General features: G+C 44.8%; 12 protein-coding genes. 7 read left to right on the top strand and 5 right to left on the bottom strand.

Translation table 11 applies throughout. The features are described 5' to 3' along the window. Positions 1–35: 35 nt before the first annotated feature. On the bottom strand, positions 36–521 hold the full coding sequence (gene napF / locus VEJY3_RS17770; RefSeq protein ID WP_014233794.1) for a ferredoxin-type protein NapF: 486 nt from the start codon (positions 519–521) through the stop codon (positions 36–38). Positions 522–782: 261 nt separating this feature from the next. On the opposite strand from napF, the gene narQ reads away from it, so the two are divergent. Continuing rightward, positions 783–2,519, top strand: a complete 1,737-nt coding sequence (gene narQ, locus VEJY3_RS17775; protein WP_014233795.1) for a nitrate/nitrite two-component system sensor histidine kinase NarQ — start codon at positions 783–785, stop codon at positions 2,517–2,519. A 4-nt stretch (positions 2,520–2,523) separates the two neighbouring features. Next, positions 2,524–3,138 carry a response regulator gene (locus VEJY3_RS17780; RefSeq protein ID WP_020334165.1) on the top strand — a complete coding sequence of 205 codons (615 nt, stop codon included), beginning with the start codon at positions 2,524–2,526 and terminating at the stop codon, positions 3,136–3,138. A gap of 47 nt (positions 3,139–3,185) precedes the next feature. On the opposite strand, the gene VEJY3_RS17785 is transcribed toward VEJY3_RS17780, so the two are convergent. Beyond that, positions 3,186–3,359, bottom strand: a complete 174-nt coding sequence (locus VEJY3_RS17785; protein WP_014233797.1) for a hypothetical protein — start codon at positions 3,357–3,359, stop codon at positions 3,186–3,188. Between the two features lie 258 nt (positions 3,360–3,617). Between VEJY3_RS17785 and VEJY3_RS17790 the strand changes: the two genes are divergently transcribed. Both VEJY3_RS17790 and pepT read left to right on the top strand, forming a co-directional pair. Beyond that, positions 3,618–4,481: a DUF6279 family lipoprotein gene (locus tag VEJY3_RS17790; protein WP_014233798.1), complete on the top strand. Its 864-nt coding sequence runs from the start codon at positions 3,618–3,620 to the stop codon at positions 4,479–4,481. Between the two features lie 103 nt (positions 4,482–4,584). Continuing rightward, a complete protein-coding gene (gene pepT, locus VEJY3_RS17795) occupies positions 4,585–5,817 on the top strand; it encodes a peptidase T (RefSeq protein WP_014233799.1) in 1,233 nt (410 codons plus the stop codon). Positions 5,818–5,896: 79 nt separating this feature from the next. Here pepT and VEJY3_RS17800 read toward each other — a convergent pair whose 3' ends face one another. Next, positions 5,897–6,361, bottom strand: a complete 465-nt coding sequence (locus VEJY3_RS17800) for a dCMP deaminase family protein (protein ID WP_014233800.1) — start codon at positions 6,359–6,361, stop codon at positions 5,897–5,899. Positions 6,362–6,746: 385 nt separating this feature from the next. Here VEJY3_RS17800 and vmeY point away from each other — a divergent pair, with 385 nt between their 5' ends. Both vmeY and vmeZ read left to right on the top strand, forming a co-directional pair. Beyond that, the gene (gene vmeY, locus VEJY3_RS17805) at positions 6,747–7,874 is read left to right on the top strand and encodes a multidrug efflux RND transporter periplasmic adaptor subunit VmeY (RefSeq protein ID WP_020334171.1); all 1,128 of its coding nucleotides are present in this window, start codon (positions 6,747–6,749) and stop codon (positions 7,872–7,874) included. Between the two features lie 8 nt (positions 7,875–7,882). Then, entirely contained in the window at positions 7,883–11,035 is a 3,153-nt protein-coding gene (gene vmeZ, locus VEJY3_RS17810) for a multidrug efflux RND transporter permease subunit VmeZ (RefSeq protein ID WP_014233802.1), read from the top strand. 90 nt (positions 11,036–11,125) lie between these two features. Here the strand turns inward: vmeZ and VEJY3_RS17815 are convergent, their stop codons facing one another. Together VEJY3_RS17815 and arfB are read right to left on the bottom strand one after the other, a co-directional pair. Beyond that, on the bottom strand, positions 11,126–12,895 hold the full coding sequence (locus VEJY3_RS17815; protein ID WP_014233803.1) for a methyl-accepting chemotaxis protein: 1,770 nt from the start codon (positions 12,893–12,895) through the stop codon (positions 11,126–11,128). Between the two features lie 85 nt (positions 12,896–12,980). After that, complete coding sequence (gene arfB / locus VEJY3_RS17820; RefSeq protein ID WP_014233804.1) at positions 12,981–13,394, bottom strand: alternative ribosome rescue aminoacyl-tRNA hydrolase ArfB; 414 nt, start codon at positions 13,392–13,394, stop codon at positions 12,981–12,983. Between the two features lie 76 nt (positions 13,395–13,470). On the opposite strand from arfB, the gene VEJY3_RS17825 reads away from it, so the two are divergent. Continuing rightward, complete coding sequence (locus tag VEJY3_RS17825) at positions 13,471–14,073, top strand: beta-phosphoglucomutase family hydrolase (RefSeq protein ID WP_014233805.1); 603 nt, start codon at positions 13,471–13,473, stop codon at positions 14,071–14,073. Positions 14,074–14,170: the final 97 nt, after the last annotated feature.

The following is a 14,170-nucleotide window of genomic DNA, read 5'->3' on the forward strand; positions in this document are numbered from 1 at the left end:
CGTTCTCTCAGTTATTGCCTTTCTATGTGTACGGCTCAGGCTGTTATATTGCTCACATTGATGGATGAAGTAGGGCACACAGAGACACATGCGCCACATCCGTTACATTCATCAAGGTTTAAATTTGGTTGCGCTACTTTCCCAAGCTCCAATTTGAACTGAATCGCCATTGGGTCGCACATATCACCGCAGCTGCGGCATTCAACGTTTTGTTTTGCTAAACAGTTGTCATTTATTTGTGCTTTTGCCTGCCAAGGTTGCTCTGTTTCTGCTAAAAATAGTGGTTCGGGACAGGCATCTGCGCATTGATAGCAAAACGTACATTCATCAATGCTAAAGTCGACCGAAGGGAAGCCGCCGTCACTTTTAGTTATAATTTTAGTTTCGCAGACATCGATACACTTACCGCATCGAGTACAACCATCTGTAAACTGCTCAGGTTGTGCTAACCAAGGTAAGCGTACTGCATCATTGGTGTGCGTTTTTCTTGCAAAGAGTCTTCTTCTTGAAAGGTTTACCACTTAACCACCTCAATGCGGATGTTCATCTTAAAATTTGGTACTCAAATAAGCTTAGCCCACAATTTTCATTAATAAACTGTCATTAACGCTAACGAAATTGTAGTTTTTGACATATTCGTATAAATACCTCCAAGGGGTTAATTGGGGGGTAATGTTGTTTTAGATCAATTAATTCTGTCGCGAGTGATCACATATTGAGGACGCTGAAGCGTCACGGGCTCACTGCATAAGCCAGTCGGACAATAAAGTAAGGAATTCAGATTGTTTAAAAATGTGAAAAAGTCAGTAACTGGGACGATTGCATCTGCAATGCTGATCATTCTGCTGTTATCGATTGCTACCACTGGATTCGCTATTTTCACGCTCGCGTCTAGCCTCAACGATGCTGAAGCGGTGAACGTTGCAGGGTCAATGCGCATGCAGAGTTATAGGTTGGCTAATGATATTCAAATCCAGTCGGTAGATTACTCGGTTCATATTGAAACTTTTGAGCGTTCGATTTATTCACCTTCGATGAAAGCGTTGCAAAACTGGTCAGTACCTGAAGATATAACCCAAGACTATTACGGATTAATTGCTCGATGGCATGAACTCAAATTAGTTCTGAAGCAAGAGGATCCGAGCGACTATCAAATGTTGGTTGCGGGGTTTGTTGCGCAGATTGATGCGTTTGTGTTTAAGCTGCAAAGCTTTTCAGAACAAAAGTTGATCAACTTAGCGTGGGTCGGTGGCCTTGGTCTGGGCGGGATTCTGTGCGCAAGTGTCTTTGTTGTTCTCTTTGTCCGCCGCGAAGTGGTTAAACCGTTGCGATCTTTGGTCGTCGCGAGTGAGCGGATTAAAAACCGCACCTTTGATATTTCGCTTGAAGTTCAAAGCAATAATGAAATGGGCATACTAACACGTACTTTTAACCGTATGGCCACTGATCTTGGCAAACTCTACCGAGGGTTAGAAAAAGCGGTTGACGAAAAAACTCGTAAATTGCAGCAGGCGAACCAGTCTCTCGAAGTGCTTTATGATTCATCAAAAGAACTGACGGCTTCACGAATCGGCCAGGATAATTTTCAGGCTATTTTACAGCACCTTGCTAGTCTGGAAGGTATCAAGGCGGTTAAGCTCGAGATCGAGCAGGTGGGGGAGCCAAATTGGATTCTTGCCGAGGGGGAAGAGTGCTGCCATGACTGCGATGAAGCGTGCCACGCAGATCCGCTCGTACTTGATGGAGAGCACTTAGGGTACTTGTATTGGAAGGCAGGACTGCCGTGTCCAAATGAAACGCTAATTGAAAACTTTGTACAGATTCTTTCCCGCGCAGTTTATTACAATCGAGCTCAGCGACAAGCGGAACAAATATTGTTGATGGAAGAGCGGGCTACCATCGCGCGTGAACTGCATGACTCACTGGCTCAGGCTCTCTCTTACCTGAAAATTCAAGTCGCTTTGCTTAAGAGAAGCGTGAAAAATTTGCCGGATGAAAAGGCAATATCACAAGCGAATCAGGTGATTGCTGAGCTGGATACGGGGTTATCGGCTGCGTATACTCAGTTAAGAGAGCTACTCACAACCTTCCGCTTAACAATAAAGGAGGGGAGTTTTGGGCAGGCATTACAAGAAATGGTTGCTACATTAAATGAACAAACGGCGACTAAGATATCCTTAAACAACCGTCTTTCTTCAACAGAATTAGATGCGCATCAACAGGTGCATTTACTGCAATTGATCAGAGAAGCAACCCTGAACGCTATAAAGCATGCGCAAGCCGACAATATTGTTATTCAGTGCCTCGATTATGACGGCAAGATCACTGTAACAATAGAAGATGACGGAGTAGGCTTTGATCATCAAGACCAAAAAATTAATCATTACGGTATGAGTATCATGCAAGAGCGAGCAACAAGACTGCATGCAGATCTTCATGTAGTCGCGTCGAAAAACAATGGTTGTACCGTAACACTAGAATTCCAACATAGTAAGGAAGTAAACATTGACAGCGTGTAAAGTAATGCTGGTGGATGACCATCCACTGATGCGACGTGGTATTCAACAACTTTTAAGTTTCGAGCCAGAGTTTGAAGTTGTTGCAGAAGCGAGTAACGGTGCGGACGCTGTTGCTAAAGCGCATGAATTGGAACTGGATTTAGTGCTTCTTGACCTCAATATGAAGGGAATGTCTGGTTTGGATACGCTGAAAGCCTTGCGAGCTGACGGTTGTGAAGCGCGCATTGTTATTTTAACGGTCTCGGATAGCCCGGCGGATATTGATGCGATTGTGCGCACCGGTGCCGATGGGTACTTGCTTAAAGATACTGAGCCAGATGAGCTGGTAGAGTTGTTAAAGCAGGCTCATAGTGGTGACAAAACATACAGTCAGGAAGTAGCAAAGTATCTTAGTGAGCGCGGCGAGCAAGAAGACGTATTTGATGCGTTAACCGAACGTGAAAGCCAAATACTCAAAGAAGTGGCGAAAGGGTTTCGAAACAAACAAATTGCCGACCGTCTATTCATCTCAGAATCGACAGTCAAAGTGCATATGAAGAGTTTGCTCAAAAAACTAAAAGTTCCTTCTCGCACAGCGGCTACTGTTCTCTATTTAGAACGTTTTGGCGATAGCAAGTAGCAATAACAATGATCAAACCCGCCTCTATCATGCATAGAGGTGGATTTTCAATAATCTGGGCGAATAGAGTACAAGTCGCTAATATGCTTCCCACATCCTAAATAAAATTCATAAGCCGAGTCTTTGTTCTCGGCGTCAACCATCATGCGGAACATTCTTCCCTGTTCAAAATATAGAATTTCATATTCTACACAGTTATCAAGTTGCTCAACGGCAGCCATACTTAGCCTCCATAAACTATCCTAGAATTATTCAAGCAAATTATATGCCGTTTAGGGAGCGCTATTCGATTTGTTTTTTAGCCAACCAATACGCTCTAATTCACTTTTTTGCGGATAGTAGTGATCAAAAAGTTCTTTTCAAACTCTATATTCTATTAGGGTGACAACAAATATTTGTCACATCAAGGTAAGTTTGCCGCAATATTAAGTGATACCACTGATTATAGAGGGTAAACAAAAGAAAAGGGAATTCGGTAAGTGATTAAATTACATGACGTATCTAATAAAGTACTTCGCTACAGCCTTATATTGATTTCCATTTTTGTCCTGGCTGGTTGTACTAAAAAGTTTTTCTATAACAATTTAGATTGGTTTGTCCTCGAATATCTTGACGATTATGTCACGCTCAACCAAGAGCAAGAAAGTTTGCTAGAAGAGCGGTTGTTATTCTTAGCAGAGTGGCACAAGCAAGAAGAGCTGCCTCGTTATGTCGACCATTTAAAGGAAATGGAAACCATGACAGAGGAAGATATTACGTTAAATTACTTACAGCAAAGCCGAGAAAGATTCCGAGAGCATTATAACCGCATTGTGAGTAAGGTCGCGCCCGAATTGTTCTCATTGAGCTTGTTATTAACGCCGCAGCAGCAACGTGAGTTTTTACTTAACGTACAAAAGGATTATAAGAAGAGAAACGCTAAATATGCGGATAAGACAGAAAAGGAAGTGAGAAAGATTGTTTTTGAAAATACGGAAGAGTGGGTGACAGAATGGATAGGAGAGCTAAATGATGATCAACAACGCTATGTGACGCAATTTTCTAATCAAGTTATTCTCAATAGCCCTTTATGGCGTAATTATCGAGCATCAATATATCAAGAGCTCGAATATATGTTCGACAATAAATCCAACAGTGTTATTTATCAGAAAGTGTTCATGCAATTAATGTTTGAGCCAGAAAGTTTTTATAGTGACCAACTATCTCAAAATATGGATCACAATCTCGCGCTGGTGGACCAACTCACCCTTTCGCTCTCTAAGTCCATGACGGAAAAGCAGTGGAACCATTTTCGCGGCGAGGTTGCCCAGTGGCGTGAGTTAGCACAGGAGCTTCTCGATTGAACGGTAGGATTAGCTCTGTTTTTAAATAGAAAATGATTCAAAGCAAGTTCTTATTCTACGTTGGGCGTAACATGCTAAGAAGCCTAGAGTAATGAGAATAATTATGAAGCATTTAGTTGAAAGATTTCTTCACTACGTCACGTTCAATACCAAATCAAACCCCAAAGTGACGACCTGTCCAAGTAGTCCGGGGCAGCTCGTTTTTGCACAACATTTAAAACAGGAAATGATTAACCTCGGCTTAAGTGATGTTGTTTTAACGGACCATGGTTACCTTATGGCGAGGTTAACTTCTAATGTGAATTACGATGTGCCCGCTATCGGTTTTATCGCGCATATGGATACTGCGCCAGATGCGTCCGGTAAAAATGTTTCGCCTCAGTTTGTGGAAGACTATCAGGGGGGCGATATTGCGCTGGGGCTTGGTGACGAAGTGTTATCACCTGTTCAATACCCTGATTTGCATCAGCTTCATGGTCACAACCTAATCACGACCAATGGTAAGACCCTTTTGGGCGCAGATAATAAAGCAGGTATCGCAGAGATATTATCGGCAGTGGCGATGCTGATTGAAAACCCTGATATTCCTCACGGCGATATTTGCATTGGATTCACGCCCGATGAAGAGATCGGTCGGGGCGCTGATAAATTCGATGTTGAAAAGTTTGGAGCGCAATGGGCTTATACCGTTGATGGTGGTCCTCAAGGTGAACTTGAATATGAAAATTTCAATGCAGCGACCGCTGACGTTGTTTTTCACGGTGTCAGCGTTCACCCCGGAACCGCAAAAGGAAAGATGGTCAACGCGATGAACCTGGCGGCCAAATTTCAGGTTCAGATGCCGGAAGACCAAACGCCCGAAACCACAGAAGGTTACGAAGGCTTCTACCACCTTAAATCAGGCAGTCTTGGCATTGCTCATAGTGAGCTGAGCTATATTATTCGTGATTTTGAGCGAGAAGGTTTAGAAAGTCGTAAAGCTTTTATGCGTCAGCTCGTCGATGAGATGAACGCCGGTCTGAAACATGGCTGTGTAGAAATCAAAATCACAGACAGTTACTACAACATGCGTGAGATGGTCGAGCCTTATCCGCATATTATCGACCTGGCAAAGCAAGCGATGGAAGCATGTGATGTTGAGCCTCTGATTAAACCAATACGAGGCGGAACCGATGGGGCTCGTTTGTCGTTTATGGGGCTACCCTGCCCAAATATCTTTACTGGCGGATTTAACTTTCATGGTATCCATGAATTCGTGTCAGTAGAAATGATGGAAAAATCGGTATTGGTGATCGCCAAAATTGCAGAGCTGACGGCGAAGAAATACCAAAAGTGATAGTAACTACCGCGAACAAATAGAAACAGCCCAGACGATATCTGGGCTGTTGTGTTTTTAGTGTTACTTTAAATGAAGGTTAACGAACGTCTGTTCCTTCAATTTCGATTTCTTCTAACGGCAGCCAGTCCACTTCTACGCCAGCTTGATCGAACATATCCTGACTCACCTGAATCTTATCTCCCCAGCGAGACAGAAAATCTTCTGATTGCTCTGGGCAATGTACGCGTGAGATGCCAGTCTGAATAATTTTTGCCGCGCAGTTAGGGCACGGAAAATGCGTGACCCAAATGTCACAGCCGTCTAAATCACGCTTAGAAAACAGAATAGCGTTTTCTTCTGCATGCAGTGTTTTTAAGTATTTAAGTTCTCGCTCATCGGTATCCACGCTGTCGGAAACCCCGTGTGGATAGCCGTTAAAGCCAACAGAAACGATACGGTTTTGCTTAGTAATTACTGCACCTACTTGTGTGGAGGGATCTTTACTCCAAGATGCCACCAATTCGGCCATTTGGTAAAAACGTTTCGCCCATTTAGAAATCATGTACATCCTCTCGATCGAAGGCTTTGAAATATCGAAATGATAACTCATTTTGTTGTAAAAAATAGTCAAAAAACGAGTGCTGACGCTTAATTGCTCACTTTTCATCGTTCTGTCAGGTAAGGGAGTCTGGTCGACAGGCTCTAGATGTTGGTGAAGGGGGAGAGAAAAGTAGTCATACACTGCGTTGATGTTTGATGGATTTTCATACTCCAGAATTAATAAAGATCATAAAAAAATTTCCATCGCATCACGTTAATTTTACTTGGTTTCATTTAATTACAATTAGAAACGATTTGCATAATTTATGTAGGAGAATTCGCACTCTACAGACGGTAAGGTTGAAGGGTTTTTTAATAATATCCTGTTCCATAAAAATGGTAAATACATGCAAAAGAAAACACTTGTCGCACTAATAGCGGCCACTACTATCCTTGCAGGATGCGGAGAAGTGAAAAATACCCAGGGAGGGAGTCAGGCTCCTCTCGTTGTGACACAGGATGTCATTGTTATCGACTATCAACCAAGCAAGTCGTATATCGGCCGAATTGAAGCGGTAGAAGATACCAATATTACCGCTCAAGTTTCAGGCTACCTGAAAGCGCGTCATTTTGATGAAGGGCAAATGGTAGAAAAAGGCCAATTGCTTTATACCATCGAGCCTTCTTCTTTCGAAGCTCAGGTAGCAAGTGCGAAAGCAGCATTGGCGCAGGCTAAAGCGGCACTTAAGAAAGCAGAGCTTGACCACCAACGCGGGAAAAACTTGCTACCTCGCGGCAGTATTTCTCAGTCAGAGTTTGACGCTCTGACCGCGGCGCTATTAGGTGCCAGAGCGGAACTTGAAGCTGCTAACGCCCAGTTGAAATTAGCGGAGGTTAACCTCTCTTATACCCAGATTCGTGCACCATTTAGCGGCCGTATCAGTGATACCAAAGTAAGTACTGGTGATTTGGTTTCTCCATCATCAGGGGTGTTGACCACGTTGGTTAGCCTTGATCCCGTTCACACCTCATTCAGTGTTAGTGAGCGCGAACGTCTGGCGATGGGTATGGACAAAGTAAAAGGGGATGGCTCCGCGGAATCCAGTAATGTAGAAGTACAGCTAGAGCTGGAAAATGGAGAATTCTTTGAGCACTTAGGGCAACTCGATTTCTTGGGTAACCGCATTAACACCCAAACTGGCACGATTGCGATGCGAGCGATTGTCACCAACCCTGATCATAAGCTATTGCCGGGTCAGCACATCAAAGTGAACTTGCGCGATAAGAACACAAGAGATGTGATTGTCGTGCCACGTCGCGCGGTACAAACGGATCTGGAGGGAGACTTTGTAATGATCACCACCGAAGGTAATGTGGCTGAGCGACGTAACGTTGTGCTGGGGCCGCAAGTAGAGCAAGGGATCATTATTCGTGATGGTCTGGATCAAAACGATTCGGTGATCACACAGGGCTTACAGCGTGTTCGCAATGGCGTAGAAGTGAGTATTCAAACTCCGACTGAAGATAAGCAGTAGGGGGCAGAATGCTAAGTCGTTTCTTTATACAAAGACCTAAGTTTGCTCTGGTCATTTCCATTATTTTGACCTTGGCGGGGGCTATCTCATTAGCCATCCTGCCAGTTGCAGAATACCCACAAATCAGCCCACCTTCAGTTAGCGTATCGGCGTATTACACCGGAGCAAGTGCTGAAGTTGTCGAACAAGCGATTGCCGACCCGATAGAAACCTCGGTGAACGGTGTAGAAGACATGATTTATATGTCTTCGAAAAGTGCCAACGATGGCTCTTACAGTTTGAACGTTACTTTCGATGTTGGAACCGATCCCGACATGGCGCAAGTTAACGTTCAGAACCGAGTGTCGCAGATTGAGTCCAAATTACCACAAGAAGTACGCATGGTAGGCGTGACGGTTAAAAAGCGTTCGCCTGATCTTCTGATGGTACTGAACTTCTATTCTCCAGACGGCAAGTATGACGACCAGTTCTTGATCAACTACATTAACTTGAATGTAAAAGATCAGCTTGCCCGCGCTAAAGGGATCAGTGAAGTTAACGTGATTGGCGGCGGTGAATACGCGATGCGAGTCTGGTTGGACCCTGAAAAAATGGCCAATCTCAAGCTGACAACATCAGATGTGTATGCTGCGTTGGCCGAGCAAAACGTTCAGGTCGCGGCGGGTCGAGTAGGTGCAGCGCCATACAATAACCCGCAAGAAGTACAGTTCAACCTAGTGACAAAAGGCCGTTTGGAGAGTGTTGGCGAGTTTGAAAATGTCGTACTTCGTGCCAATTCTGATGGTTCAACCGTTTACTTAAAAGATGTCGCACGCGTAGAACTGGGTAAAAAGTTCTACGACGGTAATGGTCAGTTCCGTGGTCAAGACGCGTCTATCGTTGCGTTGTCCCTTCAGTCAGATGCCAATGCGCTGGAAAGTGGCAAAGCGGTAATGGAACTGCTTGAGCGTTTGAGTAAAGACTTCCCAGAGGGTATGGCGTACGAAACCAGTTATGACACAACGGTGTTTGTTTCTGAGTCAATTAAAGGGGTCGTCAAAACACTGATAGAAGCGATTTTATTGGTTATCGCGGTTACTTATCTGTTCTTAGGCAGTGCGCGTGCCACGTTGATTCCGGTGGTCGCGATTCCTGTGTCGTTGATCGGTACGTTTGCCATCATGCAAGTAACAGGCTTTACCATTAATACTGTTACTCTGTTTGGTTTGATTCTTGCGATTGGTATCGTGGTGGATGACGCTATCTTGGTTATCGAAAACGTGGATACAACCATGGCGAAGGATCCAACCATTTCACCGCGTAAAGCCACTCTGCTTGCGATGAAAGAGGTAACTGGGCCAATCATTACCTCAACCTTAGTGCTTCTTGCCGTGTTCCTTCCGGTGGCAATGCTTCCGGGCATTACTGGCATCATGTATCGTCAGTTCGCGCTGACTATCTGTATATCGGTAGTGATTTCATCAATTAATGCGTTAACGCTTTCACCTGCGTTATGTTCATTGGTGCTAAAACAAGGTGGTGGCAATACGGCAAACTGGTTCCAGGCATTTAACCGTGGTCTAGAGCGTGTGACCAAAGGCTATGGTCAGATTGCAGGCTTCCTGGTGAAGAAATCACTGTTGCTCGTGACTTTCTTTATTGTTGCAGTTGCGGCGGTATCTTTCTTTGCCAAGACAACATCCACGGCATTTGTTCCTCAGGAAGACAAAGGGATCTTGCTGGTAAATGTTCAACTACCAGATTCTGCGTCATTGTCTCGTACTGAAGAGGTAACGCGTGAGCTAATGCAAATGGTAGAGCAGGAACCTGGTGTTGACGGTGTGACTGTCGCAAACGGTTATTCATTCATGACTGGAGCTGCCGCTTCAAATGGCGCTTCGATGTTCATTAAATTGCACGACTGGGAGACGCGAAACGCCTTAGATGGTGACCACTCTGCAAATAGCATTGCTAACCGTATCAACGGTCTTGCTGCGATGAAATTACCACAGGCAGTAGTGTTTGCGATGGGGCCTCCTGCGGTTCCGGGTATGGGAGCAGCGTCGGGCTTTGAATTTGTGTTGGAAGATACCTTGGGACGCAGCCGTACCGACTTGTCCATGGTGATGGGTGAGATGATTCAGGCGGCAAACCAAGCGCCGGAAATTGCTTATACCTTCAGTACATTCCGTGCCAACGTGCCGCATTACTACGTTGATATTGATCGTGAAAAGGCGCAGCAACTCGGTATTTCACTGTCTTCAATCTTCCAGACACTGCAAGGCAACTTAGGCAGTTTGTATGTGAATGACTTCACCATGTTTGGTAAGAACTTCCGAGTGACCATGCAAGCGGACAGCCAACATCGTAGTAGTATGCAGGACTTAGAACGTTTCCACGTGCGTACGGCTGGTGGAGATATGGTTCCGCTAAGCACACTGGTTAGTTATGAGCAGGTGTTTGAGCCAGATGTTGCATGGCGCTACAACATGTACCGCAGCGCGATTATTCAAGGCCAACCAGCACCGGGTTATTCGAGTGGTGACGCGATCGCAGCCATGGAGCGTGTCGCGGCAGAGGTTCTGCCTCAAGGTTACACCTATGAGTGGACGGGCATGGCTTATCAGGAAGTGCTTGCTGGCAATCAGGCTATCTATGCTTTTGCATTGGCACTGATCTTCATTTACCTGTTCATGGTGGCACAGTATGAGAGCTGGAGTATCCCGCTGGCTATTATTCTCGTCGTGCCGGTCGCGACACTTGGCTCTTTCCTCGCACTGAACCTAACCGGAACACCATTGAACTTGTATGCGCAGATTGGTCTGGTGCTGCTGATAGCCTTAGCCGCGAAGAACGCGATCTTGATTGTGGAGTTCGCAAAGCAAGAGCGCGAAGAAAAAGATGCGGACATCGATAGTGCGGCGGTGAAGGGTGGTACATTGCGCTTCAGAGCGGTAAACATGACGTCGTGGTCATTTATCTTAGGTATTTTCCCATTGATTTTTGCTGCTGGTGCCGGGCATGTGAGTCAGAACTCTTTGGGCATTTCCCTGATTGGTGGCCTGCTATGTGTGCTTCTTGCAGGTACATTCCTGATCCCGGGTTTCTATGCTCTGGTTCAGAAACAGCGTGAGAAGGTGCATGGCGGCAATACTAAAATGGTCCCTCTTGATGATGAGTAGTGATGATCAAATGTTGGTCATCGTCCTTTAAATGAAAAAGCCCGAAGTGTTACGCACTTCGGGCTTTTTATTTGGAACTATCTTAGCGGATTAGGCGACGCGAGTTTTAAACTCTGCAACGGCATCTTCCATATCATGCGCTTGAGCCGAGACGGAATCTACTTCCAGCAAGCACTCTTTTGCTGATTGCATATTATTTTCCGAGATCACATTCAGTTCATTGATTGAGTCGCTAACCTGATTCATCACAATACCTTGCTCCTCAATCGCAGAAGCAATACGCTCCGAGTTCCCCTGAATCGTATGCATGTCAGTGATAATTTGTTGGAGGCTAGCGTCCAGCTGCTCAGAAGCACTCAGCGTTTGTTGCCCTTGATCGTTACACTGGTCGATATCGGACACGACGGCCGACATTTGCACCTGAATATCGGTGACCACTCGCGTTATTTCTTCAGTAGATTGATGTGTACGACTGGCCAGTGCTCGAACTTCATCAGCAACCACGGCGAAACCGCGACCTTGCTCACCAGCACGCGCAGCTTCGATAGCTGCATTAAGCGCGAGCAGGTTAGTTTGTTCTGCGATTTCCTGAATGATATTTACCGCGCCGCCAATCTTATCGACATGCTGATTTAAAGAGCTGATAGATTGCTGGCTGTTAGATAAAATGCCACTCAGCTGGCCAATATTCGTCACAGTGGCTTCGACGACTGTACGTCCTTGCTCTGCATTGTTGGCGGCTTGATGAACGCCTTCTACAGCAACAGACGTACTTTCCGATATTTCACCGATGGTCGCGACCATCTGTTGAACTGCTGTCGCCATAGAGGTGGTGTGATCGGTTTGAGTGTGAAATTGCCCCATGACGCCTTCAAGTTCACGGTGCATATTGTCGGTGCTTGCGGTCAGTTGCATCGACTTCTCTTGCGTGTTCTGAATTAAACGCTCAAGTTTTTCCAGCAGATCATTAAGGTGATGGCTGATATCAAACAATTCATCTTTACCCGCTAGATCGGAGCGTATTGATATATCGTTGCTCTCGCTGATGGTCTTTATTGTTGTTAATAGGCTACTTACGCGAACGTTAATTGATCGAGATATTTGCCAGATAAGCACAAATAGAACGATCAGTACCAGAGCCGTAATGACTTGCTTAATGGTGCTCATACTCTCTTCGCGCTGAGTGGCTGCAGAATCAATCATCGACGAGAAAGTATCGAACTGCGTTTCTACCGCATGAGAGAGTGCTCGAGTCTCACCAAGTAATCCTTTGTTGTAAGCGACCCCAATGATTTGTTTCTGATTGGCAAGTTGCTTTGCAACCTTCAGCAGTTCCGGTGCATCAATACCACCTAGCGAGTTAGGTTCGAATTGACCTGCCTTTACCGCGTTATCAAAATGAATAAGTGCCAGAATCTGCTGGTGGTCGGCAAGTTTTTTCGCATCGAGCAATAGCTGTTCATATCGCCCTAAAAGTCCATTTTCACTGTTAAGACCATATTGTTGAGAAGCGGATGCCAGAGTCTGAAATCCTCTTTGGTAAGCCAGCAGGTCTGTTCTTAGCTGGTGACTTGATGGGAGGTCATAATGCGTCAGTATTTCAGCAAGTTCCTCTTCAAGTTGGATAAATAGGTCAACATTGTCGTTAAATTTTTCTAAGTATTTTAAATCGCTACGAAGAAGAAAGTCTTTCTCATTACGTCGCAAATTTAATAAGCGAATTTCCAAATCACCCACATGCTTAATGGCGTGGTTAAGTTCATTACTCTGGTTGGCGAAATGAGATGAGGTACCTAAAAGGGTCACAATGCCTAAAATGGCGATAGCTCCTAGGAAGTAGAGTTTTTGCCGAATAGTCATATTGTTTTTTCCTGAAAAATTGCTCGGGCGTATTGAGCTGCCGGTGAGATGAAGATGAAATTTTTACTTTGTTATCTGCTTTTGCTTAATACTGTACTTTCTTACGTTGTTGCTTTTTAGTGCCCTGCTTGTTTTTACTGTCAAGGCGACGACGTTGTGAAGCGCGGGTCGGTTTAGTGTTAATGCGCTTCTTCTTTTGTATAGCAGCAGATTCAATCAGTTCTTGCAGCCGATTCAGTGCGTCTTCTTTATTTTGTTCCTGCGTGCGAAACTGTTGTGCCTTAATAATAATCACGCCATCTTTTGTGATACGGCTATCCGAAAGCGCGAGTAATCGCTCTTTGTAAAACTCCGGTAAAGTTGAGTGACGTATGTCAAAGCGCAAATGAATTGCAGTCGCTACTTTATTAACGTTCTGCCCACCATTTCCTTGAGCTCTTATTGGGGATAACTGGATTTCCCATTCCTGAAGTGTGACGGAGTTCGAAATTTTGAGCATGATAAGAGAATGCCGATAGGGACGATTGAAAGAGCTGATAAATTAACATTACAGATGTAAGAATAGAAGAAAAGACATGAACACGATTGATTTCAGGCCATATCAGGGGTTCATCTTCGATATGGATGGTACCTTGCTTGATACGATGCCGGCCCATCTTGCTGCTTGGCAAGCAACCGCCGACCGGTTCGATTTTCCATTTTGTCAGGATTGGTTCCATAGTTTAGGTGGTATGCCGAGCTTTAAGATTGTCATCGAATTAAATAACAAACATGGGTTATCACTTGACCCTAAGCAAGTTTCTAAGTTTAAGATGGAAACCTTCTCGGCGATGGAATTGCACGGTGAGATTATCCCTTGTACTAACGTCGTGTTAGAAGAGTATCACGGTTTTAAAAAAATCGCAGTAGGGACGGGGAGCCAACGCGACAGTGCGATGCGTTTACTCAGTCATGCGGGTCTGTTAGACAAGCTGGATACAGTCGTTACTGCTACAGATGTTGAAAATCATAAGCCGTTTCCAGACACATTTCTTATGGCGGCAGAACAACTCGGTTTAGATGCGTCAGGTTGCCTAGTTTTTGAAGATACGGAGTTGGGTAAGCGAGCTGCACATGCGGCAGGGATGGATTGTGTCATGGTCGACGGTGATGAGCTGGTATTCTTCGCTAAACCGTAAATAAATGAGAAGCTTAACCGTTAGCTATTTGTATATTGTGTGATTGCCATTAAAAAGGGGTGCGTTTGCACCCCTTTTGTCAATCAATATACTGATA

It is taken from the genome of Vibrio sp. EJY3 (assembly GCF_000241385.1).
Classification (GTDB): domain Bacteria; phylum Pseudomonadota; class Gammaproteobacteria; order Enterobacterales; family Vibrionaceae; genus Vibrio; species Vibrio natriegens.

Excerpts from the sequence above, each read along its gene's own strand:
- VEJY3_RS17780 (WP_020334165.1), top strand. The coding sequence starts at position 2,524 with ATGCTGGTGGATGACCATCCACTGATGCGACGTGGTATTCAACAACTT.
- VEJY3_RS17785 (WP_014233797.1), bottom strand. The coding sequence starts at position 3,359 with ATGGCTGCCGTTGAGCAACTTGATAACTGTGTAGAATATGAAATTCTA.
- pepT (WP_014233799.1), top strand. The coding sequence starts at position 4,585 with ATGAAGCATTTAGTTGAAAGATTTCTTCACTACGTCACGTTCAATACC.
- VEJY3_RS17800 (WP_014233800.1), bottom strand. The coding sequence starts at position 6,361 with ATGATTTCTAAATGGGCGAAACGTTTTTACCAAATGGCCGAATTGGTG.
- vmeY (WP_020334171.1), top strand. The coding sequence starts at position 6,747 with ATGCAAAAGAAAACACTTGTCGCACTAATAGCGGCCACTACTATCCTT.
- vmeZ (WP_014233802.1), top strand. The coding sequence starts at position 7,883 with ATGCTAAGTCGTTTCTTTATACAAAGACCTAAGTTTGCTCTGGTCATT.
- VEJY3_RS17815 (WP_014233803.1), bottom strand. The coding sequence starts at position 12,895 with ATGACTATTCGGCAAAAACTCTACTTCCTAGGAGCTATCGCCATTTTA.
- arfB (WP_014233804.1), bottom strand. The coding sequence starts at position 13,394 with ATGCTCAAAATTTCGAACTCCGTCACACTTCAGGAATGGGAAATCCAG.
- VEJY3_RS17825 (WP_014233805.1), top strand. The coding sequence starts at position 13,471 with ATGAACACGATTGATTTCAGGCCATATCAGGGGTTCATCTTCGATATG.